The sequence below is a fragment of the Stenotrophomonas sp. YJH_SMC_131 genome (assembly GCF_059367975.1).
This window is the reverse complement of the sequence record NZ_JCAFRJ010000005.1, coordinates 1-22,698: the sequence shown is the minus strand read 5'-3', so window position 1 is coordinate 22,698 and position 22,698 is coordinate 1. Positions and strand designations below refer to the sequence as shown.

Here is a 22,698-nt window from a genome sequence, read left to right as displayed (position 1 = left end):
CGGCGCCCTCTGGAGACAGTCATGAACCAAGCCCTGACCCCCTTCGATACCGACCCGCTGGAAACGCGGGAGTGGCGTGAATCGCTGGAGGCGGTGATGCAGGCCGGTGGCCGGCCACGCGCGCAGTACCTTATCGACCAGCTCAGCGAGCTGGATGCGCAGCGGCACGGCGATCTGCATGCGCGCGCGTGGACCGCCTACGTCAACACCATCCCGCCGGAGCGCCAGCCGGCCTACCCGGGCGACCTGGCCATCGAGCGCCGGCTGAACGCGATGATCCGCTGGAATGCGATGGTGATGGTGCTGCGCGCCGGCAAGCACTCCAACGTCGGCGGCCACATCGCCACCTACCAGTCGGCGGCGGTGCTGTACGACGTGGGCTTCGACCACTTCTTCCGTGGCCGTACCGACACCTTTGACGGCGACATGATCTACATCCAGGGCCATTCCGCGCCGGGCATCTATGGCCGTGCGTACGTGGAAGGGCGCATCGATCCGGCACGGATGGACAACTTCCGCCGCGAAGCCGGTCGTGACGGCCTGTCTTCGTATCCACACCCGCGCCTGATGCCGGAGTTCTGGCAGTTCCCCACCGTGTCGATGGGGTTGGGCCCGCTGACCGCCGCCTACCAGGCGCGCTACATGCGTTACCTCGAGTACCGCGGCCTGAAGCAGCACCAGGACCGCAAGGTCTGGGCCTTCCTCGGCGACGGCGAGATGGACCAGCCCGAATCGCTGGCGGCGATTTCGCTGGCCGGCCGCGAGCGGCTGGACAACATCGTGTTCGTGGTCAACTGCAACCTGCAGCGCCTGGACGGTCCGGTGCGCGGCAACGCCAAGGTCATCCAGGAACTGGAAGGCACGTTCCGCGCGGCCGGCTGGAACGTGATCAAGCTGATCTGGGGCAGTGGCTGGGACGACCTGCTGGCCCGCGACCACAGCGGCCTGCTGCGCCAGCGCATGATGGAATGCGTGGATGGCGACTACCAGACCTTCAAGTCGCAGAGCGGTGCTTACGTGCGCGAGCATTTCTTCGGCCGTTACCCCGAGCTGCTGGAGCTGGTCGCGCACATGAGCGATGACGACATCTGGGCGCTGGCACGTGGTGGCCACGATCCGCAGAAGGTGTACGCCGCCTACCAGCAGGCGGTGAACACCCGCGGCCGGCCGACGGTGATCCTGGCCAAGACGGTCAAGGGTTTCGGCATGGGCGAAGCCGGCGAAGGCCAGAACATCAACCACCAGCTGAAGAAGATGAGCGCCGATGCAGTACGCGCCTTCCGCGACCGCTTCAACCTGCCGGTCAGCGACGAGCAGCTGGAGGAGATGCCCTATCTGCGCCCGGAACCGGGCAGCGCCGAGGCCGCCTACTTCGCCGAACGCCGCCGCATCCAGGGTGGGCAGCTGCCGGCGCGCCTGGTCAAGGTGGATCCGCTGCCGCTGCCGCCGCTGTCGATCTTCAACACCCAGCTGCAGGGCAGTGGCGATCGCGGCCAGTCCACCACCATGGGCTTCGTGCGCATCCTCACCAGCCTGCTGAAGGACCCGGATCTGGGCAAGCTGGTGATTCCGATCGTGCCCGATGAATCGCGCACCTTCGGCATGGAAGGCCTGTTCCGCCAGATCGGTATCCACTCCTACCTGGGCCAGCTGTACACCCCGCAGGATGCCGGCCAGCTGAGCTATTACAAGGAAGCCAAGGACGGTCAGATCCTGCAGGAAGGCATCAACGAATCCGGTGCGATCTGTTCATGGATCGCCGCCGGCACCGCCTACAGCAACCACGGCCTGGCCACGATTCCGTTCTACATCTTCTATTCGATGTTCGGCCTGCAGCGCGTCGGTGACCTGGCCTGGGCCGCTGCCGACGCGCGTACCCGCGGCTTCCTGCTCGGTGCCACGTCGGGCCGCACCACGCTGATGGGCGAAGGCCTGCAGCACGATGACGGCCACAGCCACGTGCTGTCGTCGGTGATTCCGAGCTGCGTGTCCTACGACCCGACCTACAACTACGAACTGGCGGTGATCATCCACGACGGCCTGCGCCGCATGTATGTCGACCAGGAAGACATCTACTACTACATCACCGTACTCAACGAGAACTACCCGCAGCCGGCACTGCCCGAAGGCACCGAAGCCGGCATCCTGAAGGGCCTGTACCTGCTGCATCCGGCAGCCGCCGACAACGCCTTGCAGCCACGCGTGCAGCTGATGGGCAGCGGCTCGATCCTGCGCGAAGTGGAAGCCGCGGCAGACCTGCTGCAGCAGGACTTCGGCATCGCCAGCGATGTGTGGAGCGCGACCAGCCTGACCGAACTGCGCCGCGACGGGCTGTCCGCCGAGCGCTGGAACCTGCTGCATCCGGCCGAAAAACCGCGCGTGCCCTACGTGCAGCAGTGCCTGCAGGGTCATGAAGGCCCGGTGGTGGTGGCCACCGACTACATGAAGATCGTCAGCGACCAGATCCGTCCCTTCATCAACGACCGCCGCTTCACCGCATTGGGGACCGATGGCTTCGGCCGTTCCGACACGCGTGAATCGCTGCGCACGTTCTTCGAAGTGGATCGCCACTTCATCGTACTGGCGGCCCTGAAGTCGCTGGCCGACGAAGGCCGCATCGAACGCTCGCGGATGCAGGACGCGATCGACAAGTACGGCATCGACACCGGCAAGCGCGATCCGGCCGCCGCCGTGTAACGCCGTTGCATTCACCACGCCTGCCCTGCGGGCGTGGTGAATGCAGCATCGCTACGGCATGCGCTTGAACAGGTTGGTCTGCAGGATCGGCGTACCGTCATGACCGTAGAACGCCTTGGTCTCGGTCATCGTCGCCTGGTCATCCGCCACGGTGTAGATGCGGGTGGAGGCCGGCGTGCCATGGTCCACCAGCTGCATCACCAGCGTGTTCGGTGCAGGCAGTTTCAGGTTGGCCTTGTCCGCGCCATAGGTGCCGGACAGGGCGCCGGGCGTGCCATCCAGGGCCAGCGTGCCGTCGGATTTCATGGTCTTGCCGTCGTGCAGGACGATGTCCACGTGCGAGCTCCAGCGGCCACCACCGGCGTCCTTGAACTCGAGCACCACGTGCTTCGGGCGCTGCGCTTCGGGTAGCGCAGACGTGGCGATATCCAGCGACCAGCGCCCCAGCAGGGGGGAAGGCGAAGTCTCCACAGCCAGCGCCGGAACGGCGGGGAGTGAAAGCGCAGACAACAACACAGCGGACAACAGCTTCATACGTTGCTCCGTTCCAGTGAAGAAGATTCTGCGTGACGCGTTGTGGGGCGCAGCGCCTCGGATCGTGCACAGCAGCGGCGCCCGGCGCAAGGCGGGGCGCTGAACACGCGGCAACCTCATTCGCGCCCCCGCGATTTCGGTCTGGCGGCAAGGTCTCATCCGTCCTTGCCGATACAAAGAGTTACGTTATAACATTTCACTTCGCCTTCACGAGTCCTGCCATGCGTCGCCACCTGCTTGCTGCTGCCATTCTGTTCGCCGTCCACGCCGCCCAGGCCGCGGACGAACCCACCCTCCCCACCCTCCAGGTCCAGGCCTCCCAGCCCTCGCGCATCGACAGCCGGGTCACCGTCGACAATCCGCAGGCGCAGAACCGCACCCTCGGCGGCCTGCTCGAACACGTCTCCGGCGTGCAGAACAGTGCTTTCGGGCCGAACGCAGGCGCCCCGGTCATCCGCAGCCTCAGCGGCAACCGCGTGCAGATCCTGCAGGACGGCCAGTCCATCCTCGGCATGAACGCGATCAGCGGCGACATCAACATTCCGTTCGATCCACTGTTCGTGCGCAGCGTCACCGTCAACAAGTCCTCGGACACGGTGCGCTATGGCGGCAATGCGATCGGCGGCAGCGTGGAGATCGATTCGGGCCTGATCTCGCGCAGCATGGAAGACAAGGACCAGTCGATGGAACTGGTCCTGCGCAAGGGCTTCAATGCCGCCGATGCGCAGGGCTTCCGCATGAACTTCAACAACCAGCGCAACCTCTCGACCAACCTGCAGGTCTCGCGCCAGCGCATCTCGCACTACGACATCCCCGGCAACAGCAAGGCCCGTGTCTGCAACACCCGACTGTTCCCGACGACCGGCGGCGTCAACTCGGCGCTGGCCGACAGCTGCCAGAAGGAAGCACGCGTACAGCAGATCTACAACAAGGCCTCGCATCCTTACATCGACCAGTTCATGACCGAGAATCCTGACTGGGCCGATGGTGAATTCTCGTTCTACACCAACAACCCGACCTCGGTCTGGCAGCGCCGCACCTATATCAACCCGGTCAATCCTGCCTATGTCGCCGGCACGCCTTCATACGTGCAGAAGCAGATCAACAATGATGTGACGCCCGACTACCATCATCGGCTGGGCAACAGCCATGCGCGCAACGCGCAGGTGGCCTTCGGCTCGACCCTGTTCTTTGACCGCGGCTACGTCGGTGTCAGCATCGATGCCAAGGACAGCGAGTACGGCGTGCCGGGCTTCTCGATGCAGAACCTGTCGTTCGGTTCCAACCATGCCGATGGCCTGCCGGTGGGCGTGGTGATCAAGCAGCAGCGCTACGCGCTGGAAGCCCTGCTGCGTGATCCGCTGCCGTGGTTCGAGCGCGCGGAACTCCGCGTGTCCAGGCTGGACAACACTTCAGGCGAGCGGCTGGGTACCACCAGGGCAAACGACTACGATTTCGAGAGCACCCAGGCCGAGTTGCTGCTCAGCCATCAACGCGTCGGCCCGCTCAGCGGCCTGGTCGGTTTCAGCCACCAGTCGCGTGATGTCAGCGGCAGCGGCTCGCAGCGCTACCTGCCGGACGTGGACACCCGCAGCAATGCGGTATTCCTGAAGGAAACGGTGGACGTCGGCTGGGTTACCTTCGATGCTGGCGTACGCCACGAACGGGTCGACCACGCACTACAGCCCAGCCGCTTCAAGACCGCGCGCAATGCCGCCAACACGAAACTGCAGGACCGCGACTACCGGCTCAACAGCTACAGCCTCGGCTCGTACGTCGAGCTCGGCCCCTTGTTCGCGGCCAAGGTCCGTTACTCATCCTCACAGCGCGCCCCGGAGATCAACGAGCTGTATGCCAGCAACGCGCACTATTCCGTGATGACACAGGAAGAAGGCAACCAGAACCTGGAACCGGAGCGCGCGAAGAACCTGGAACTGACCGGCCTGTTCCACCTCGGCGGTTTCGAGCTGTCCGCCACCGCGTACCGGATGCGGTACGAGAACTACCTCTATCTCGGCTATTCCGGCCTGCAGACCGCCAACCGCCTGCCGCTGAAGTACTGGAAGCAGACCGACACCACGGTGAAGGGCTTCGAGATCGACGCGTCGCAGGCATTGGACCTGGGCCGCTATGGCACGTTGAACGTCTCCGCCTTCGCCGACCTGGTGAAGAACAAGGCCGACCACCCGGATTCGCTACGCGCCCACAACGACGGCGAGTATCTGCCGAACATGCCGACCAACCGCTACGGCGCCAACCTGCAGTGGCAGCGCGAAGGCTGGAAGGCACAACTGTCCAGCACCTACTACGACGCGCAGAAGTACCTGGGTCGCAATGTCAGTGAGGAAATTCCGCTCGACGCATTCAACCTGGTCGACCTGCAGGTCAGCCGCGAACTTCCAGTGCGCAACAGCTACATCGCAGGCGTGGAAGTGTTCGTCAATGGCAGCAACCTGCTCAATGAAGAAGCGCGGCCGCACAACTCGCCGCTGAAGTACATCGCGCCCCTGCCGGGGCGGGGCTTCCAGGTCGGCGTGACGATACGGCTCTGAAGGCCGGCCATAAAGAAAAACGCCTGCAGATCGAGGATCTGCAGGCGCTTCTTTGTATCTGGCGGAGTGAGAGGGATTCGAACCCTCGATAGAGCTTTTGACCCTATACTCCCTTAGCAGGGGAGCCCCTTCGGCCACTCGGGCATCACTCCGGGGTATTCTCCGCGTCTGGTGCGTTGCACCTCAGCGGGGCGTGAATCATAACGTTAATCGAGTGCGAAGGTAAAGCGTTATTCGGCAGAATTTTCGCTACCGGTGCCACCGGCTTCATCACCACGCTGGATGCGCTGGTAGATCTCTTCGCGATGCACAGCGACGTCCTTCGGCGCAGTGATGCCGATACGCACCTGGTTACCCTTGACGCCAAGCACGGTGACGCTCACCGAGTCACCGATCATCAGGGTTTCGCCGACGCGGCGAGTCAGGATCAACATTTTTGTAAGTCTCCATGGAACCGTGTGGAAGGGTATCCCCCACCGGCTTGACGCTCCGTCAAGAAGCGCTACCACGACAAAGGGAAAAGATTCGCAATGGTACCGTCAGCCGTCCCGCTCCTACAAGGAGGGGGACGGCAGGGTTCATCACAGGCGGGGGCTGACCCATTCGACGACTGCAGCCAGCGCAGTGGCAAGGGCGGGCCCGTCCTCGCCACCACCCTGGGCGAGGTCCGGGCGTCCGCCGCCCTTGCCCCCGATCTGACCGGCGATATGGGACAACAGTTCCCCGGCCTTGACTTTGCCCATTGCGCTGCCGTTCACACCCGCGACCAGGGCGGCCTTGCCGTCCTGGGCACCGGCCAGCACGATCACCGCGTCGCCCAGCTGCTGCTTCAGGCGGTCCATGGCGTCACGCAGGGCCTTGGCGTCGAAGCCCTCCAGGCGGGCAGCCAGCACCTTCACGCCGGCGACCTCGACGGCCTGGCCGGACAGGTCGGCCGTGGCACCGGCGGCGACCTTGGCCTTCACCGCCTCCAGTTCGCGTTCCAGCTGCTTCTGGCGCTGGCCGAGGGCACGGATCTTCTCGACCACGTCGGCAGCGCTGCCACCGAGCAGTTCAGCGGCCTCGGCCAGGCGGGCCTCTTCGGCGTCCACGTAGTCCAGGGCACCCTGGCCGGTAACCGCCTCGATGCGGCGCACGCCGGCGGAAACACCGCCCTCGGAGGTGATCTTGAACAGACCGATGTCGCCGGTACGGTTGACGTGGGTGCCACCGCACAGCTCGGTGGAGTAGTCACCCATCTTCAGCACGCGCACGTGCTCACCGTACTTCTCGCCGAACAGGGCCATCGCGCCGAAGTCCAGCGCTTCCTGCATGGCCATGGTGTGCACTTCAGCGGCGTTGTTGGCACGCACCTGCTGGTTGACCTTGCGCTCGATCACCGCCAGCTCTTCCGCGCTGATCGGCTGGAAGTGCGAGAAGTCGAAACGCAGGCGGTCCGGCGCGACCAGCGAGCCCTTCTGCTGCACGTGGGTGCCCAGCACTTCGCGCAGCGCGGCGTGCAGCAGGTGGGTGGCCGAGTGGTTGAGGATGGTGGCGCCACGGCGCTCGCCATCGACCTGGCCGGACAGCACATCGCCGACCTTCAGGCCGCCTTCGGACAAGGTGCCGACGTGGCCATGGAACTGGCCGGCGAACTTCTGGGTGTCCTCCACCGCCAGGCGCACGCCGTTGCCAGCCAGCACGCCGGTGTCACCGACCTGGCCGCCGGATTCGGCATAGAACGGGGTCTGGTTGGTGATGACGATGACCGAATCACCGGCATCGGCCGACTGCACCGGACGACCGTCCTTGAGCAGGGCCAGCACGCTCAGGCCGTCGGCCTGCAGGCGGTCATAGCCCAGGAACAGGGTCGGGCTCAGCGTTGCCACCAGCTCGGCCGGCAGGGTCACGCCGCCGCCGAACTTGCCGGCCGCCCGTGCGGTTTCGCGCTGCTGTTCCATCGCGGCATCGAAGCCGGCGATGTCGACGGTCAGGTCGCGCTCGCGGGCAATGTCCTGGGTCAGGTCGAGCGGGAAGCCATAAGTGTCGTACAGGCGGAACGCGTCAACGCCCGGGATCACGCCATTGCTGGCCTTGCCGGCCACGTCCTCGAAGATCTTCATGCCGGCGTCGAGGGTTTCGGCGAAACGCTCTTCTTCGGCCTGCAGCGCACGGGTGACGGTGTCCACCGCCGCCGGCAGCTCTGGATAGGCCTCGCCCATCTGCTCGACCAGGGTCGGCACCAGCTTGCTGAAGAACGGCTGGCGCACACCCAGCATCCAGCCATGGCGCAGGGCGCGGCGGATGATACGGCGCAGCACGTAACCGCGGCCTTCGTTGGACGGCAGCACGCCATCGACGATCAGGAACGAACAGGCACGGATGTGGTCGGCAATCACGCGCAGCGACTTGTTCTCCAGGTCGGCGGTGCCGGTCAGCTCGGAAGCCTTGCGGATCAGCGCCTGGAACAGGTCGATCTCATAGTTGGTGTGCACGTGCTGCAGGATCGCCGCCAGGCGCTCCAGGCCCATGCCGGTATCCACGCACGGCGCCGGCAGCGGCACCAGGGTGCCGTCGGGCTGGCGGTCGAACTGCATGAACACCAGGTTCCAGATCTCGATGAAACGGTCGCCGTCTTCGTCCGGGGAACCCGGGGGACCACCGGCAATATGATCACCGTGGTCGTAGAAGATCTCGGTGCACGGGCCGCACGGGCCGGTGTCGGCCATCTGCCAGAAGTTGTCCGAAGCGAACGGCGCGCCCTTGTTGTCGCCGATGCGTACGATGCGCTCTTCCGGAACGCCGACCATGTCGCGCCACAGTTCGTAGGCTTCGTCGTCGGTCTGGTACACGGTGACCAGCAGGCGTTCGGCCGGCAGCTTCCAGACCTGGGTCAGCAGCTCCCAGGCCCAGGCGATCGCGTCCTTCTTGAAGTAGTCGCCGAACGACCAGTTGCCCAGCATTTCGAAGAAGGTGTGGTGGCGCGCGGTGTAGCCGACCTGGTCGAGGTCGTTGTGCTTGCCGCCCGCGCGCAGGCAGCGCTGCACGTCGGCCGCGCGCACGTAGCTGCGCTTTTCCGCGCCAAGGAACACGTCCTTGAACTGCACCATGCCGGAGTTGGTGAACAGCAGGGTCGGATCATTGCCCGGCACCAGCGGCGCCGACGGCACGATGGTGTGGCCTTTACCCTTGAAGAACTCAAGGAAGTCGCTGCGGATCTGGGATGTCGTGAATTTGGCGGATGCGTTCATTGGGGGCTGGCAGTCTGCGGGCCGGCGGACCCGGACCACCGGCCGCGTTGGCCAGGGTCGCGAGGGACCGCCGAAAACCTAAAGGGTATCAGGCCCGGCGCCGCCAGTCTCAGTCATCCGGGTCGTAGCGGGTCGCGCGGCGGATGCTGTCGCCGTCGAAGCCCCGCCGGGCCAGCAGATCGGCAGCCTTGCGCCGCTGCGTCAGGTCCTGCGGGCCGGCCTCGCCAAAGCGTCGGCGGACCAGATCACGGGCGTTTTCCTGCCAGTCGCCTTCGTAGCTGTCCATCGCTGCGGCAATCGCGGCACTGTCCAGGCCATGGGTCCCCAGCTCGGCGCGGACATGGATCGGCCCATAACCGGTGTTGGCGCGCATCCTCACCAGGTTCTCGGCAAAACGGGTGTCGTCCTGCCAGCCGGCCTCGGTCAACTTGGCGACAGCGGCCTGCGCGGCTTCGTCTTCGATGCCACGGGAGGTCAGCTTGCGGGTGAGTTCCTTGCGCGAGTGCTCGCGGCGGACCAGCAGGCCCAACGCCCGTTGCACGGGGGTCTGCTCACGCGGCCGGCGCTTGCGGCCGGTCGGAATGTCTTCGGCGTCGGACATGGGTACTCCAAGGGTGGCGCCATCCGTGGCGCCCAGCCCATCCCTGGGCGATTCGAACCTGCGGGACAGGGCGACGTCACTGACGGCGCCACCCTGCCCCACAGCAAGCCTTATTCGTCTTCGCCTTCGTCGTCGCCTTCCTCGCGGGCCGCTTCGGCCGGCTGGAATTTCTCGCGCAGCTCGGCCTCGAGCTTGGCGGCGACAGTCGGGTTGTCGCGCAGGTAGCCGCGGGCGTTGTCCTTGCCCTGGCCAATGCGTTCTTCACCGTAGCTGTACCAGGCGCCAGCCTTCTCCACCAGCTTGGCATCCACACCCATGTCGATCAGCTCGCCTTCACGGCTGATGCCTTCGCCATACAGGATTTCGGTGATGACCTGCTTGAACGGAGGTGCCAGCTTGTTCTTGACGACCTTGATCTTGGTCTGGTTACCGATGATCTCGTCACCCTTCTTGATCGCGCCGATACGGCGGATGTCCAGGCGGACCGAGGCGTAGAACTTGAGCGCGTTGCCACCGGTGGTGGTTTCCGGGCTCTGGCCCGGCATCATCACGCCGATCTTCATGCGCAGCTGGTTGATGAAGATCACCAGGGTGTTGGAGCGCTTGATGTTGCCGGTCAGCTTGCGCAGCGCCTGGCTCATCAGGCGGGCCTGCAGGCCTGGCAGCTGGTCGCCCATCTCGCCTTCGATTTCGGCCTTCGGGGTCAGCGCGGCAACCGAGTCGATCACCAGGATGTCCACCGAACCCGAACGGACCAGCATGTCGGCGATTTCCAGCGCCTGCTCACCGGTGTCCGGCTGCGACAGCAGCAGGTCGTCCACGTTCACGCCCAGCTTGGCGGCGTAGATCGGGTCCAGCGCGTGCTCGGCGTCGATGAAGGCCGCGGTGCCGCCCATCTTCTGGCATTCGGCGATGGCCTGCAGGGTCAAGGTGGTCTTGCCCGAGGATTCCGGCCCGTAGATCTCAACGACACGGCCCTTTGGCAGACCACCAATGCCCAGCGCGATGTCGAGCATCAGCGAACCGGTCGGGATGGCTTCGACGGGCTCGACCACGCGGTCGCCCATGCGCATCACCGAGCCCTTGCCGAACTGCTTTTCGATCTGGCCCAGAGCTGCAGCGAGGGCGCGCTTCTTGTTCTCGTCCATCGGATTGGTCCTTGCAGAGGTCGTGTCGTTGGAGGTGCTGTCTTTGGGGGTCTTCTTTGCCATGGGCTCACTTTAAGTCGGACGTATCGCACAGGCTGAGATTCTGCCCGGCGCTCTGAAAAGAATTATCGGACATCCGTACCAACCTCAGTGGAACCAGAGAATCGCCACAAAAGACCGCGGGGTAATGCGCTACGGAACGGGTCAACGGTTGGGCCGCAACAGGCCGCAATAGAGGCCCTCGATCGCGAAGTCCTGATCCGGCAGCACCTCGATCGGCTTGTAGTCGGGATTGCGCGGCAGCAGGCGGATGCGATCCTTGGCGATCTTCAGCAGCTTGACCGTGATCTCGTCATCGATGCGGGCCACCACGATCTGCCCGGAATGGGCGTCGCGGGTGCGGTGCACGCCGATCAGGTCACCGTCGAAGATGCCCTCATCGATCATCGAGTCGCCCTGCACCTTCAGCAGGTAGTCCGGCGCCGGCGAGAAGAACACCCGGTCCAGCACCACGAAATCGTCCGAGCCGATGTCGGCGCCGATCGGCAGGCCGGCCGCAACCCGGCCCAGCACCGGCAGCCGCAGCACGCTGTCGGCCAGGCCCGGCTCGGCCAGCTTCTCGACCGGCGGTGCCTGCACCAGGCGGATGCCGCGGGCCTGACCCGGGATGCGACGGATCGCACCGGCCTGCTCCAGGGCTTCCAGGTGGTACTGGGCCGCGCGCACGCCCTTGAAGCCGAATGCGCGTGCGATTTCAGTCTGCGACGGCGGTGCGCCTTCGCTCTCGATACGCTCGGCGATCAACTGCAGGATCGCCTGCTGGGTGTCGGTCAGGTCCATGGTTAGTAGTATTACTACTAATATGCGCGACTGCAAGTGCCGGGGCGATCGGGGTGGTGCGGGCTTGTTGGGCCGAGGCATGCTCGGCAGTCGCGCGAATGACGGGGCCGACCCAGGCAAGAGCAGCCGAGCATGGCTCGGCTCTACAGGAATCGCTGCGCGATTCTGCGGTTCCTGTGGAACCGCAACAGGCGCACTTCGTGCACCTGCCTACGTGTGCTTGCCGCTTCTCCATATCGAAACCAGGATCCATACGCCGCAGAAGCCGGCGCCGATGAATCCGCACACGCCCAGCGCCAGCAACCAGCGGCTGGAAACCCCGCCGACGCTGTGCATCACGATCGACGAGCCGATGATCAGCGCGGCCGTGATCACGCCCACCACCAGTCGGTTCGCGGCCCGGTTCACCTGCTCGCCAAAGCCCTGCAGCGCGGTGGTCTCCACCTTCAGCTGGAGGCGCCCACGGCGCGCTGCCTGGACCAGCTTGCGCAGGTCGCGCGGCAACTCGCCGGCGAAGTCGACCAGGCCCAACAGGCTGCGCCGGCCGCGCTTGAGCAGCGCCCTGGGCGCATAACGCTGCAGCACCACGCGCTCCAGGAACGGGCGGGCGGCGCTGGCCATGTCGAAATCCGGATCCAGCTGCCGGCCCATGCCTTCCAGGGTCAGGAAGGCCTTGATCATCAGTGCCAGGTCGGCCGGCAGGGTCAGGCTGTAGCTGCGCAGCAGCTGGGTGATGTCGCCCAGCATCAGGCCGATGCGCAGATCCTTCAGCGGCACGCCACGGTACTGGTCGACGAACTGGCTGATGTCGTGCTGCAGCCGGTTCTCGTCCACTTCCACGCCGCCGGCCCAGTCCAGCAGCACGTCGGCCACGCCCTGCGGGTCCTGCTCGACCAGGCCGTGCAGCAGTTGCGCGACCTGGAAGCGGCGCACTTCGGACAGCGCACCGACCATGCCGAAATCGATCACGCCGATGCGGCCGTCACGCAGGTAGATGATGTTGCCAGGGTGTGGATCGGCGTGGAAGCTGCCGTCCTCCAGCACCATCTTCAGCACGATGCCGGCACCACGCCGCGCCAGCTCGCGCCGGTCCAGGCCCGCCGCATCGACGCCGGCCAGATCGCGGCCGGGAATGCCGTCGACGAAGTCCTGCACGTTCAGGCTCTCGCAGGTCCACTGCCAGTGCACCTTCGGAATCAGTATGTCGTCGCGGCCGCTGAAGTTGCGCGCGATGCGTTCGGCATTGCGGCATTCGGCGGCAAAATCCAGCTCGCGGCGCAGCGATACGGTGAACTGCTGCACGACCTCGGCCGGGCGATAGCGACGCAGGTCCGGCAACCGGGCCTCGACGATCTCGGCCAGCCGCGCCAGCAGCCGCAGGTCGGCCTCGACCACGTCGCGGATGCCGGGACGCCGCACCTTCAGCACCACCTCACGACCATCATGCAGCCGCGCGCGATGGGCCTGCGCCAGCGAGGCGGCGGCCATCGGGGTTTCGTCAAGGAAGGCGAATACCTCCGCCGGCGACGCGCCCAGGTCGGCTTCGAGCTGCCCGCGGATCTCGGCGTACGGCAGGGCCGGCACCGCGTTCTGCAGTTCGGACAGCTCGGCAATCCACTCCGGCGGCAACAGGTCGACGCGCGTTGCCAGCACCTGGCCAAGCTTGACGAAGGTCGGGCCAAGATCCTGCATCGCACTGCGCACGCGCACCGGTGCGGTCATCCGCAGCAGCTCCTGCCGGTCCTCGTTCCAGTGCAACAGGCGCCCTGCCCGCTCCAGCGTGCTGGCCAGGCCGATGCGCCGAACCACGTCGCCGAAGCCGTAGCGGATCAGGACAACGGCGATTTCCTGCAGTCGGCCCAGGTCACGGACCGTGCCCAGCGTTTCCCACATCATGCGTGCTCCGGACGGTTACCGGAGCAGCATGTCACAGCTGGGCGTCGATACCGTGCAATGCCGCCGCCACGGTTTGCCGGCGGATGGCTTCGCGGTCGCCATCGAACTGGAACAGCTCGGCGCGGGCGTAACCACCGCGGCGCTTCCAGCCGATCCAGACACTGCCGACTGGCTTGTCCGGACTGCCACCGCCGGGGCCGGCGATACCGGTCACCGCCACGGCGATGCCGGCACCGGAATTGACCAGCGCACCGGACACCATCTCCAGAACGGTTTCGCGACTGACCGCGCCGAACTGTTCCAGCGTCTGCGCACGCACGCCCAGCAGGCGCTGCTTGGCTTCATAGCTGTAGACCACCATGCCGCAGTCGAAGAACGCCGAAGAACCGGCGATGTCGGTCATGCACTTGGCGATCCAGCCGCCACTGCAGCTTTCGGCCGTGACCAGCTGCAGCGAGGCCTGTTGCAGGCGCTGCCCGAGCGCGGCGGACTGGGCATTGAGATCGGCGTCGGTGGGGATGGACATCGGCATGACGGTGGGGTGAAGAACCCCGTTGTACCGCAGATGACAGCCGGATGTCGCGCCCCTCCGGCACGATTGCGTTGCCGGCCAGCGGCCGGCACCACCAGCCATGGGCCGCTAGCTCACCACTCCGGCAGTTTCTCCGGCAGCAGCGCCCGGATCGGCGCGCCATCGGCACCGGCGGCCAGCTTCTCGGCTTCGGCAATCGGCAGGTCCACCTGCAGCAGCCAGCCCTCTTCATCGGCCTGTTCGCTGCGGATCACTTCCAGCTGGTGCAGGCGCGCACGCAGGCGGCCGGCATCCGGCGGCAGGCGCAATTCACCGGTCACGTGCTGCAGGCCAAGGCGCTTGCCCAGCACTGCCTGCAGCAGCTCAAGGCCCTGCCCGTCACGCGCGGAAATCCAGACACGTTCACGACGCGACTCGTCGGGCACGCCATCCTGGCCATCGTGGCGGACGTCGGCACCGTCGATGCGGTCGATCTTGTTGAACACCAGCAGCTGCGGCAGGTCACCGGCACCGACCGCGGTCAGCACCTCGTCCACCTGGGCGATGCGCTCCTCGCGGTGCGGATCGGCGGCGTCGACCACATGCAGCAGGAAATCGGCCTCGCGTGCCTCGGACAGCGTCGAGCGGAACGCGGCGACCAGATCATGCGGCAGGTCGCGGACGAAACCGACGGTGTCGGCCAGCACCACGCTGCCGCCCGGGACCGCGACGCGGCGCACGGTCGGGTCCAGCGTGGCGAACAGCTGGTCGGCGGCATAGGCCTCGGCGCCGGTCATGGCGTTGAACAGGGTCGATTTGCCAGCGTTGGTGTAGCCCACCAGGGCCACGCGCGGCAGCTCGCTGCGCACGCGCGCACGGCGCATCTGGGTGCGCTGCACTTCAACCTTCTCCAGGCGCTTCTGCAGCTGCTCGACCCGCTTCTGCAACAGGCGGCGGTCGGTTTCCAGCTGGGTCTCACCCGGGCCACGCAGGCCGATCGAACCGCCGCGCTGGCGCTCCAGGTGGGTCCAGCCGCGAACCAATCGCGTGGCCAGGTGACGCAGCTGCGCCAGCTCGACCTGCAGCTTGCCCTCGTGGCTGTGTGCACGCTGGGCAAAGATGTCCAGGATCAGACCGGTGCGGTCGATCACCCGGCGCTCGAGGAAGCGTTCCAGGTTGCGCTCCTGACCCGGGCTCAGCGCATGGTTGACCAGGATCAGGTCGGCGCCACTGGCATCGGCCGCGGCCTTGATCTCGTCCAGCTTGCCGCTGCCGATCAGGGTTGACGGATTCGGACGGTCCAGGCGCGCGGTGATCGTCGCGGCGATGCTGGCCCCAGCCGAGCGGGCCAGATCACCGAACTCTTCCAGCACATCGTCTTCCAGCTTGCCGAAATGGGGCTGGATCAACAGGGCGTGTTCGCCCTTTTTCGAGCGGTCAAACATTCACCGCTCCGGTATTACTCGTCTGCTTCATCACCTGCCTGACCACCTTCACCCGACTGCACGTAACCACCGCCCGGACCGACCTTCACGTTGCGTGCCGGAACCACCGTGGAAATGGCGTGCTTGTAGACCATCTGACTGACCGTGTTGCGCAGCAGGACCACGAACTGGTCGAACGACTCGATCGTGCCCTGCAGCTTGATGCCGTTCACCAGGTACACCGAAACCGGCACGCGCTCGCGCCGCAGTGCGTTCAAGAAAGGATCCTGCAGCGATTGCCCCTTGGACATTGCACACTCCTGATTATTGTTCTTATTGGGTTGCCGACGGTTGCCACGGCCCCCGAGCCGCCCGCCGACCGATGATGTTACACGGCTGGCGGGGGTTCAGCGTGCGACGAAGGCCGACACCGCGCCGGCAAGGCGCTCCTGGTCGATATGGGGGTCGAACCAGCGCGCATCAAGCTCGCCGCGCAGCCACGTCAGCTGGCGCTTGGCCAGCTGGCGGGTGGCGAAGATCGCCTTGTCACGGAAACGGGCGGCATCACCCTCCCCGTCCAGGTACTCCCAGGCCTGGCGATAGCCGACCGCACGCACCGCCGGCAGGTCCAACGGGGCCTCCACGGCGGCCATTTCCGGCATCGCGCGCAGTGCCCGCACTTCGTCCAGGAAGCCCTGCGCCAGCATGGTGTCGAAGCGCGCCTCGATGCGCTGGTGCAGTACCGCGCGGTCACGCGGGGCCAGGATCAGCTTGAGGGTGCGCACCGGCAGCGGCGCCACGCCCGGACGGCGCTGCCATTCAGTGATGGGCGTGCCGGTCAGGCGATAGACCTCCAGTGCCCGCTGGATGCGTTGCGGGTCGGTGGCATGGATGCGTGCGGCGGCGGCCGGATCGACCTCGGCCAGCTCTGCGTGCAATGCCGCCCAGCCCCGCTCGGCCGCCTCGGTGCTGAGTGCTTCGCGCATCACCGGGTCGGCCTCCGGCATCGGCGACAGGCCCTGCAGCAGGGCCCGGAAGTACAGCCCCGTGCCACCTGCCAGGATCGGCGTTTTGCCGCGTGCCACGATGTCGGCCACGACCCGGCCGGCATCGGCGGCGAACTCGGCCGCCGAATAGGTCTGCCAGGGATCGCGCAGGTCCAGCAGATGGTGCGGCGCCTGTGCACGCTCGGCCGCATCAGGCTTGGCCGAGCCGATGTCCAGGTGGCGGTATACCAGCGCCGAATCGACGCTGACGATTTCGCCGTCCAGTTGCTGTGCCAAAGCGATTGCGGTGGCGGTCTTGCCACTGGCGGTCGGCCCCATCACGGCGATCGCCAGCGGCCGCCGATCGACGCCCATCAGTCTTCGTCCGGCCAGCGGATCGTCGGCGCAGCGTCGGCACGCGGCGTCGGCACGGCCTCCACTGCCTGCCAGATCTTCAGCGCATCGACGGTGGCCGCCACGTCATGCACGCGCACGATGCGCGCGCCACGCTGGACCGCGATCAGGTGCGCGGCCACCGAAGCCGCCACGCGTTCGGAGGGCGTGCCGCGGCCAGTGAGTTCTCCCAGGCTGCGCTTGCGTGACAGGCCGGCCAGCACCGGCACCCCCAGTTCCAGGAAGCGCTCCGAACGCGCCAGCAGGGTCATGTTGTGGGCGGTGCTCTTGCCGAAGCCAAAACCAAGGTCGATCAGCAGGTTCTTCTTCGCAATGCCCGCCATCTCGGCAGCGAACAGGCGCTGCACCAGGAAACCATGCACCTCGGCGACCACGTCGTCGTAGTGCGGATCGGCCTGCATGTGGCCCGGCTCGCCCTGCATGTGCATCAGCACCACCGGCACGCCGCTTTCGGCGGCAGCTTCAAGCGCACCGCCCTGGCGCAGGGCGAAGATGTCGTTGATCATGCCGGCGCCAGCGGCCACCGCCGCGCGCATCACCTCCGGCTTGAAGGTATCGATGCTGATCGGCACCCGGGTGCGGGCGGCCAGCTGCTCGATCACCGGAATCACCCGGCGCAGCTCCTCCTCGACCGATACCGGCGCAGCGCCCGGGCGGGTCGATTCGCCGCCGATATCGAGCAGGTCGGCGCCCTCCTCGACCAGCTTCAGGCCGTGGGCGACCGCAGCCTCGGTGGTGTCATGCGCGCCGCCATCGGAGAAGGAGTCCGGGGTGACGTTGACGATGCCCATGACCCGGGCACGGTCCAGGCGCAGGATGCGGCCGGCGCAATCGAGCTGGGGCGAGGTATCGAACATGGGCAATCCTGCAGGGACGACGGCGGGTAGTTTAGTTCGGCAGGGCGGCGCCCTGCACCCGCAGAGGCCCGGGCTACAGCAACAGCTGAAGCAACAGCCGAAGCAACAGCAGGTGTACTGAGGGATGGCGTGGGGTCAGATCCGTTTTCCTACGGAAAACGGATCTGACCCCGAATTGATTCGATATCTGACAGAGATTCATCCACGCATGGCGTGGATCTACCGTGTCGACCAAGGTCGACACCTACCAACAGCGGCCGGAATCTGTCAGAGGTGGGGCGGTGTCGGAGGGCGGGGTGTCAGCCGTATGGATGCGGCTGCCAAGCCCCCATGGATGGGTTCACGGCGTCCCCGCCCTCCGACACCGCCCCACCAAATCGCGGAATGCAGCTGCTGCTGCTGAGGTTGCCGGCCAGCGGCCGGCACTACCGCGGGTGCAGGGCGCAGCCCTGCGGACACCCCTCAACGGCGGCGGCGCTTGCGGTCCACGTACAGGGTTCTGGCGATGCTCAGCACGATGCCGACACCGATACCCACCACGCAGCCCAGCAGCAGGTTGTCGGCGCCCAGCCCTACGCCCACGCCGACCACGGTGGCGATGATCATTTCGGCGGTGTGGGAAATCGGTTCAGGCTTCGGGGCGGACATGCAGGCTCCAGCATCAGTTCGGTTCGGAAGGGGCCGAAGGCCCGGAAACGACAAGGCCGGGTTTCCCCGGCCTCGTCTGGTGTTACGTGCAGCGGGCCGTCAATGCGATTCGGCCGGGCCTGCGATCGGCGGCAGCGGGCGGGCGTCGCCGCCCTTGTCGTTGCCACCGTCCTTGTTCGACTTGCTCCAGCCCGCCGGCGGCGGCGGATCGCGGCCTTCCATGATGGCGTCGATCTGCGGTGCGTCGATGGTCTCGTACTGCAGCAGCAGCTGCGACATCGCATGCAGCTTGTCGATGTTCTCGGTCAACAGCTGGGTGGTGCGGGCATAGGCCTTGTCGAGGATGTTGCGCACTTCCTCGTCGATCCGGCGCGCCGTGTCGTTGGACACGCTCTTGTGCTGGGTGACCGAACGCCCCAGGAACACCTCGTCGTCCTCTTCGCCATAGGCGATCGGGCCGAGCTGCTCCGACAGGCCCCACTTGGTGACCATGTTGCGGGCCATCTTGGTTGCGCGCTCGATGTCGTTGGAGGCGCCGGTGGTGACCTTGTCCTCGCCGAAGATCAGCTCTTCGGCGACACGGCCGCCGTACAGGGAGCACAGCTGCGACTGGATCGCCACGCGGTTCATCGAGTACTTGTCGCCTTCCGGCAGGTACATCGTCACGCCCAGCGCACGGCCGCGCGGAATGATGGTGACCTTGTAGACCGGATCGTGCTCGGGCACCAGGCGGCCGACGATGGCGTGACCCGCTTCGTGGTACGCGGTCAGGGTCTTCTCGTCCTCGCTCATGGCCATCGAGCGGCGCTCGGCACCCATCAGGATCTTGTCGCGGGCACGGTCGAAGTGGTCCATGCGGACTTCCTTCTCGTTGCCGCGCGCGGCGAACAGGGCCGCCTCGTTGCAGAGGTTGGCCAGGTCGGCGCCGGAGAAGCCGGGGGTACCACGTGCGATCACCATCGGCTCGACATCGTCGGCCAGCGGCAGCTTGCGCATGTGGACCTTCAGGATGTGCTCGCGGCCCTTCACGTCCGGCAGGCCGACCACCACCTGGCGGTCGAAACGGCCCGGACGCAGCAGCGCCGGATCCAGCACGTCCGGACGGTTGGTCGCGGCGATCACGATCACGCCTTCGCCGCCTTCAAAACCGTCCATCTCGACCAGCAGCTGGTTCAGGGTCTGCTCGCGCTCGTCATGACCGCCGCCCAGGCCGGCGCCACGGTGGCGACCGACGGCATCGATTTCGTCGATGAAGATGATGCACGGGGCGTGCTTCTTGGCCTGCTCGAACATGTCACGCACGCGGCTGGCGCCCACGCCGACGAACATTTCCACGAAGTCCGAACCGGAGATCGAGAAGAACGGCACCTTGGCTTCGCCGGCAATGGCCTTGGCCAGCAGCGTCTTGCCGGTACCCGGCGGGCCCACCATCAGCACGCCGCGCGGAATCTTGCCGCCCAGCTTGGTGAACTTGGACGGGTCGCGCAGGAAGTCGACCAGCTCGCCCACTTCTTCCTTGGCCTCGTCGCAGCCGGCGACGTCGGCGAAGGTGACCTTGATCTGGTCCTCGCCCTGCAGCTTGGCGCGCGACTTGCCGAAGGACATCGCGCCCTTGGCACCGCCGCCACCGCCCTGCATCTGGCGCATGATGAACAACCAGAAGCCGATGATCAGGATGACCGGCAGGAAATTCATCAGGATCGCGCCCAGGGAGATGCCGCTGGACGGCTCCTCCTGCACGATCTCCACGTTCTTGGTGCGCAGCACGTTGATCAGGTCACGATCGAACGGCGCGGTGATGGTGGACGACTGCCCACCGCGGGTGGTGTAGGTCAGCTGGCTGGTGCCGCCGCGCATGTCGCCGCCGAAGGCGACCTTCTGCACGTTGCCGCTGTCCACCTGGTCCAGGAACTGCGAGTACGACGCGCCCTGCGCGCCGGCCCCGGAGGACTTCGGCGAGAAGCTCTGGAAGACCACCATCAGCACGACGGCGACGACCACCCATAGCAGGAGGTTCTTGGTCAAGTCGTTCATCCTCATTGGCTCCGGTGTTCCTCTCAGTGCTGGCGTTGCGTTGGGGTCGAACTTGCGTACGTTGCGAGCTTACTTCATGTGGGCGCGTTTTCCCTGACCCAAGGCATACACCTCGGGAGAGCGCTTGCGCGACGCCTCCGGCTTGCGGATGGAGACCTTGTCGTAACGGCGGCGCATATCGCGCACGTAGTCGTCAAAGCCCTCACCCTGGAACAGCTTGATCAGGAACGCCCCACCGGTCTTCAGGTGGTTGTCGGCAAAATCCAGGGCCAGCTCCGCCAGGTGCATCATCCGCGGCTGGTCGACCGCGCCTACACCACTCTTATTGGGGGCCATGTCCGACAGCACAAGGTCTACCGGCTGATCCCCGAGCATGGCTTCAAACTGCGATAGGACGGCTTCTTCCCTGAAGTCACCATGAAGGAACTCCACGCCGGCCAGCGGCGGCATGTCCAGGATGTCCAGCGCCAGCACGCGACCGGTGTCGCCGATCTGTCTCCGGACCTGCTGAGACCAGCCACCGGGGGCCGCGCCAAGGTCGACCACCACCATGTGCGGCTTCAGCAGGCGGTCACGTTCGAGCAGCTCCTCGAGCTTGTAGGCGGCGCGCGAGCGCATGCCCTCGGCCTGCGCCTTCTTCACGAAGGGGTCGGAGAAGTGTTCCTTGAGCCAGCGCTGGCTGCTTTTGCTGCGGGTAGCCATTGAAAATAGGGGCTGATGGGGTCCTCATGATACCCTGATCGTCCCATTCAACCGTGTTTTCCTGCATGTCCATCGCCCTGACCGCCTCCCAGACCCGTTTCCTGCGCGGCCAAGCCCACGACCTGAAGGCCCTGCTGCAGACCGGCGGCAAGGGTGTGACCCCAGCCTTCATCGCGGAGCTGAACGAAGTGCTGGAGCGCCACGAACTGGTCAAGGTGAAGGTCGCCGCAGAGGATCGCGACGCCCGTGATGTGATGATCGGCGAGATCGTCGAAGCCACCGAAAGCGCGCTGGTGCAGCGCATCGGCCACGTCGCGGTGCTGTACCGCCCGAGCAAGGAACAGCGCCAGATCGTGCTGCCGCGCGGCTGATCGTCCTACCGTCATGCAGCTGAACCACGAACCGCCGGATTACGCCTACAGCCTGCGTGCCGCAGATGGCCGCTCGGCCAAGGTGAATGACCAGGTGCTGGGCGGCAGTTTCTTCCTCACCCCGGACCAACTGGTCACGCACTGGCCGGTGGCAAGTGCCGCCGCGCTGCAGTTGGCGGACCTGGAGCCGATCCTGGCGCTGAATCCGGCGCTGATCGTGCTCGGCACGGGAGACCGTCAGGTATTCCCGCCCGCGGTGGTGATGGCCGCCTGTCTGTCGCGTGGCATCGGCCTGGAGGTGATGAACAATCCGGCCGCCGCGCGCACCTTCAACATTCTGGCCGGCGAAGGCCGCAAGGTCGCGGCCGCCTTCATCCTGGAAGGCTGAGTTCGAGCCGCCGGGTGCGCCCGGGCACTAGCTGCCCGAAGGTGTGCAGCGGAACGCGGAGAACGCCTGCAGCCGACCGATCAGGTTGCCACCCTGCCCCCAGCGGATATCCATGACCTTCCAGTCCGGGCCCTGCCGCTGCAGCAGGACCCGGTCGGTCCAGCGATAGTAGCCCACGGCCATGTCGACATGGACCCAGGTGGCGTCACCGCTCGATCCTGGCGCTCCCACCGTTATCGTCTCCGGCCGGTCCGGCGCCAACAGATACGGGCTCTGGTCGAGCATGTGCGGCTTCTCGTCGGGCGCGGCCAGTGCGGTGCAGGCCTGTTCATATGCACGCTGCGCATCGATGGCTGAGCGGAGGGCATCACCCAGCAGCGGAGCAATCGCCGTTTCGTTCGACTGCGGCGCCTGGATGGCGTCGTAGAGGCGGGTGACCACGTCACGTGGATCGCTGGCGGCGGTCGCCAACGGCGCGACGATGAGCAGCGCGAAAAGGGCTGTTGGGCGAGACATGCGGCACCGGATCGGGAGGCTGGTTCCGTTGAAGCATGCCGCTTCCCTGGCTTGTCGGGAAGCTTGAGATGTGCCACTCAAGGTCGCAAACGGCCACCCACGGCGGCCAGCGTACAGTGAGTCGAGCACGGCTCGACGCTACAGGTCGGGAACGCCGAGCATTGCCCGGCGCCACCCGATCCCACTGCCTCAACGCGCCGGCAGGTACTGCTGCGGGTCGACCGGCTTGCCGTTGTAGCGGGTGAGCCGGCGGTGTTTGCGGCCCATGGGCCGCACCGTCGGCGAACGCCCGGCGCGCTGCGCCGGGCCGGGGATCCGCCCGGATTATGAATCGACGATCAGCGCGCCG

Annotated in this window: 20 protein-coding genes and 1 tRNA gene; 4 read left to right on the top strand and 17 right to left on the bottom strand. The window is 66.1% G+C overall.

Translation table 11 applies throughout. The features are described from left to right. Window positions 1–21 precede the first annotated feature (21 nt). Window positions 22–2,697 carry a pyruvate dehydrogenase (acetyl-transferring), homodimeric type gene (gene aceE, locus AC5P56_RS11640; RefSeq protein ID WP_495231666.1) on the top strand — a complete coding sequence of 892 codons (2,676 nt, stop codon included), beginning with the start codon at window positions 22–24 and terminating at the stop codon, window positions 2,695–2,697. Window positions 2,698–2,748: 51 nt separating this feature from the next. On the opposite strand, the gene AC5P56_RS11635 is transcribed toward aceE, so the two are convergent. After that, complete coding sequence (locus AC5P56_RS11635; RefSeq protein WP_014646723.1) at window positions 2,749–3,231, bottom strand: hypothetical protein; 483 nt, start codon at window positions 3,229–3,231, stop codon at window positions 2,749–2,751. A 221-nt stretch (window positions 3,232–3,452) separates the two neighbouring features. Here AC5P56_RS11635 and AC5P56_RS11630 point away from each other — a divergent pair, with 221 nt between their 5' ends. Further along, window positions 3,453–5,783, top strand: a complete 2,331-nt coding sequence (locus AC5P56_RS11630) for a TonB-dependent receptor (protein WP_495231665.1) — start codon at window positions 3,453–3,455, stop codon at window positions 5,781–5,783. A 59-nt stretch (window positions 5,784–5,842) separates the two neighbouring features. Here AC5P56_RS11630 and AC5P56_RS11625 read toward each other — a convergent pair. The 15 genes from AC5P56_RS11625 to rlmE form a co-directional block, all read right to left on the bottom strand. Further along, a tRNA-Ser gene (locus tag AC5P56_RS11625) sits at window positions 5,843–5,935 on the bottom strand. A 78-nt stretch (window positions 5,936–6,013) separates the two neighbouring features. After that, entirely contained in the window at window positions 6,014–6,217 is a 204-nt protein-coding gene (gene csrA, locus AC5P56_RS11620) for a carbon storage regulator CsrA (protein WP_004152909.1), read from the bottom strand. 147 nt (window positions 6,218–6,364) lie between these two features. Beyond that, on the bottom strand, window positions 6,365–9,013 hold the full coding sequence (gene alaS / locus AC5P56_RS11615; RefSeq protein WP_014646721.1) for an alanine--tRNA ligase: 2,649 nt from the start codon (window positions 9,011–9,013) through the stop codon (window positions 6,365–6,367). Between the two features lie 109 nt (window positions 9,014–9,122). Beyond that, the gene (recX, locus tag AC5P56_RS11610) at window positions 9,123–9,614 is read right to left on the bottom strand and encodes a recombination regulator RecX (RefSeq protein ID WP_046429917.1); all 492 of its coding nucleotides are present in this window, start codon (window positions 9,612–9,614) and stop codon (window positions 9,123–9,125) included. 110 nt (window positions 9,615–9,724) lie between these two features. After that, window positions 9,725–10,762 carry a recombinase RecA gene (gene recA / locus AC5P56_RS11605; protein ID WP_005412937.1) on the bottom strand — a complete coding sequence of 346 codons (1,038 nt, stop codon included), beginning with the start codon at window positions 10,760–10,762 and terminating at the stop codon, window positions 9,725–9,727. A gap of 204 nt (window positions 10,763–10,966) precedes the next feature. Then, complete coding sequence (gene lexA, locus AC5P56_RS11600) at window positions 10,967–11,602, bottom strand: transcriptional repressor LexA (protein WP_032962190.1); 636 nt, start codon at window positions 11,600–11,602, stop codon at window positions 10,967–10,969. Between the two features lie 210 nt (window positions 11,603–11,812). Continuing rightward, window positions 11,813–13,495 carry a 2-polyprenylphenol 6-hydroxylase gene (gene ubiB / locus AC5P56_RS11595; protein WP_032962195.1) on the bottom strand — a complete coding sequence of 561 codons (1,683 nt, stop codon included), beginning with the start codon at window positions 13,493–13,495 and terminating at the stop codon, window positions 11,813–11,815. Window positions 13,496–13,529: 34 nt separating this feature from the next. Continuing rightward, complete coding sequence (locus AC5P56_RS11590) at window positions 13,530–14,024, bottom strand: CinA family protein (RefSeq protein ID WP_329857532.1); 495 nt, start codon at window positions 14,022–14,024, stop codon at window positions 13,530–13,532. 119 nt (window positions 14,025–14,143) lie between these two features. Then, on the bottom strand, window positions 14,144–15,454 hold the full coding sequence (gene hflX, locus AC5P56_RS11585) for a ribosome rescue GTPase HflX (RefSeq protein ID WP_495220563.1): 1,311 nt from the start codon (window positions 15,452–15,454) through the stop codon (window positions 14,144–14,146). 14 nt (window positions 15,455–15,468) lie between these two features. Then, the gene (gene hfq / locus AC5P56_RS11580; RefSeq protein ID WP_004152891.1) at window positions 15,469–15,744 is read right to left on the bottom strand and encodes an RNA chaperone Hfq; all 276 of its coding nucleotides are present in this window, start codon (window positions 15,742–15,744) and stop codon (window positions 15,469–15,471) included. 96 nt (window positions 15,745–15,840) lie between these two features. Next, window positions 15,841–16,794, bottom strand: a complete 954-nt coding sequence (miaA, locus tag AC5P56_RS11575) for a tRNA (adenosine(37)-N6)-dimethylallyltransferase MiaA (protein WP_014646715.1) — start codon at window positions 16,792–16,794, stop codon at window positions 15,841–15,843. Next, a complete protein-coding gene (folP, locus tag AC5P56_RS11570; RefSeq protein ID WP_049442300.1) occupies window positions 16,794–17,690 on the bottom strand; it encodes a dihydropteroate synthase in 897 nt (298 codons plus the stop codon). Before folP ends, miaA begins: the two co-directional genes overlap by 1 nt. A 462-nt stretch (window positions 17,691–18,152) precedes the next feature. Then, window positions 18,153–18,338: a hypothetical protein gene (locus AC5P56_RS11565; RefSeq protein WP_014646713.1), complete on the bottom strand. Its 186-nt coding sequence runs from the start codon at window positions 18,336–18,338 to the stop codon at window positions 18,153–18,155. Between the two features lie 99 nt (window positions 18,339–18,437). Further along, the gene (gene ftsH / locus AC5P56_RS11560) at window positions 18,438–20,372 is read right to left on the bottom strand and encodes an ATP-dependent zinc metalloprotease FtsH (protein WP_005409015.1); all 1,935 of its coding nucleotides are present in this window, start codon (window positions 20,370–20,372) and stop codon (window positions 18,438–18,440) included. 69 nt (window positions 20,373–20,441) lie between these two features. Continuing rightward, the gene (rlmE, locus tag AC5P56_RS11555; protein ID WP_005409014.1) at window positions 20,442–21,074 is read right to left on the bottom strand and encodes a 23S rRNA (uridine(2552)-2'-O)-methyltransferase RlmE; all 633 of its coding nucleotides are present in this window, start codon (window positions 21,072–21,074) and stop codon (window positions 20,442–20,444) included. A 65-nt stretch (window positions 21,075–21,139) separates the two neighbouring features. On the opposite strand from rlmE, the gene yhbY reads away from it, so the two are divergent. Both yhbY and AC5P56_RS11545 read left to right on the top strand, forming a co-directional pair. Continuing rightward, window positions 21,140–21,445, top strand: a complete 306-nt coding sequence (gene yhbY, locus AC5P56_RS11550; protein WP_004152868.1) for a ribosome assembly RNA-binding protein YhbY — start codon at window positions 21,140–21,142, stop codon at window positions 21,443–21,445. 13 nt (window positions 21,446–21,458) lie between these two features. After that, the gene (locus AC5P56_RS11545) at window positions 21,459–21,833 is read left to right on the top strand and encodes an Mth938-like domain-containing protein (RefSeq protein WP_014646710.1); all 375 of its coding nucleotides are present in this window, start codon (window positions 21,459–21,461) and stop codon (window positions 21,831–21,833) included. Between the two features lie 27 nt (window positions 21,834–21,860). Here the strand turns inward: AC5P56_RS11545 and AC5P56_RS11540 are convergent, their stop codons facing one another. Beyond that, window positions 21,861–22,349 (bottom strand): hypothetical protein, encoded by a 489-nt coding sequence (locus AC5P56_RS11540; protein ID WP_495231664.1) that lies wholly within the window; start codon window positions 22,347–22,349, stop codon window positions 21,861–21,863. Between the last annotated feature and the right edge of the window lie 349 nt (window positions 22,350–22,698).

Excerpts from the sequence above, each read along its gene's own strand:
- aceE (WP_495231666.1), top strand. The coding sequence starts at position 22 with ATGAACCAAGCCCTGACCCCCTTCGATACCGACCCGCTGGAAACGCGG.
- folP (WP_049442300.1), bottom strand. The coding sequence starts at position 17,690 with ATGTTCGATACCTCGCCCCAGCTCGATTGCGCCGGCCGCATCCTGCGC.
- recA (WP_005412937.1), bottom strand. The coding sequence starts at position 10,762 with ATGGACGAGAACAAGAAGCGCGCCCTCGCTGCAGCTCTGGGCCAGATC.
- csrA (WP_004152909.1), bottom strand. The coding sequence starts at position 6,217 with ATGTTGATCCTGACTCGCCGCGTCGGCGAAACCCTGATGATCGGTGAC.
- AC5P56_RS11540 (WP_495231664.1), bottom strand. The coding sequence starts at position 22,349 with ATGTCTCGCCCAACAGCCCTTTTCGCGCTGCTCATCGTCGCGCCGTTG.
- yhbY (WP_004152868.1), top strand. The coding sequence starts at position 21,140 with ATGTCCATCGCCCTGACCGCCTCCCAGACCCGTTTCCTGCGCGGCCAA.
- alaS (WP_014646721.1), bottom strand. The coding sequence starts at position 9,013 with ATGAACGCATCCGCCAAATTCACGACATCCCAGATCCGCAGCGACTTC.
- AC5P56_RS11565 (WP_014646713.1), bottom strand. The coding sequence starts at position 18,338 with ATGTCCGCCCCGAAGCCTGAACCGATTTCCCACACCGCCGAAATGATC.
- AC5P56_RS11630 (WP_495231665.1), top strand. The coding sequence starts at position 3,453 with ATGCGTCGCCACCTGCTTGCTGCTGCCATTCTGTTCGCCGTCCACGCC.
- AC5P56_RS11545 (WP_014646710.1), top strand. The coding sequence starts at position 21,459 with ATGCAGCTGAACCACGAACCGCCGGATTACGCCTACAGCCTGCGTGCC.
- rlmE (WP_005409014.1), bottom strand. The coding sequence starts at position 21,074 with ATGGCTACCCGCAGCAAAAGCAGCCAGCGCTGGCTCAAGGAACACTTC.
- recX (WP_046429917.1), bottom strand. The coding sequence starts at position 9,614 with ATGTCCGACGCCGAAGACATTCCGACCGGCCGCAAGCGCCGGCCGCGT.
- lexA (WP_032962190.1), bottom strand. The coding sequence starts at position 11,602 with ATGGACCTGACCGACACCCAGCAGGCGATCCTGCAGTTGATCGCCGAG.
- hflX (WP_495220563.1), bottom strand. The coding sequence starts at position 15,454 with ATGTTTGACCGCTCGAAAAAGGGCGAACACGCCCTGTTGATCCAGCCC.
- ftsH (WP_005409015.1), bottom strand. The coding sequence starts at position 20,372 with ATGAACGACTTGACCAAGAACCTCCTGCTATGGGTGGTCGTCGCCGTC.
- AC5P56_RS11590 (WP_329857532.1), bottom strand. The coding sequence starts at position 14,024 with ATGTCCATCCCCACCGACGCCGATCTCAATGCCCAGTCCGCCGCGCTC.
- AC5P56_RS11635 (WP_014646723.1), bottom strand. The coding sequence starts at position 3,231 with ATGAAGCTGTTGTCCGCTGTGTTGTTGTCTGCGCTTTCACTCCCCGCC.
- hfq (WP_004152891.1), bottom strand. The coding sequence starts at position 15,744 with ATGTCCAAGGGGCAATCGCTGCAGGATCCTTTCTTGAACGCACTGCGG.
- miaA (WP_014646715.1), bottom strand. The coding sequence starts at position 16,794 with ATGGGCGTCGATCGGCGGCCGCTGGCGATCGCCGTGATGGGGCCGACC.
- ubiB (WP_032962195.1), bottom strand. The coding sequence starts at position 13,495 with ATGTGGGAAACGCTGGGCACGGTCCGTGACCTGGGCCGACTGCAGGAA.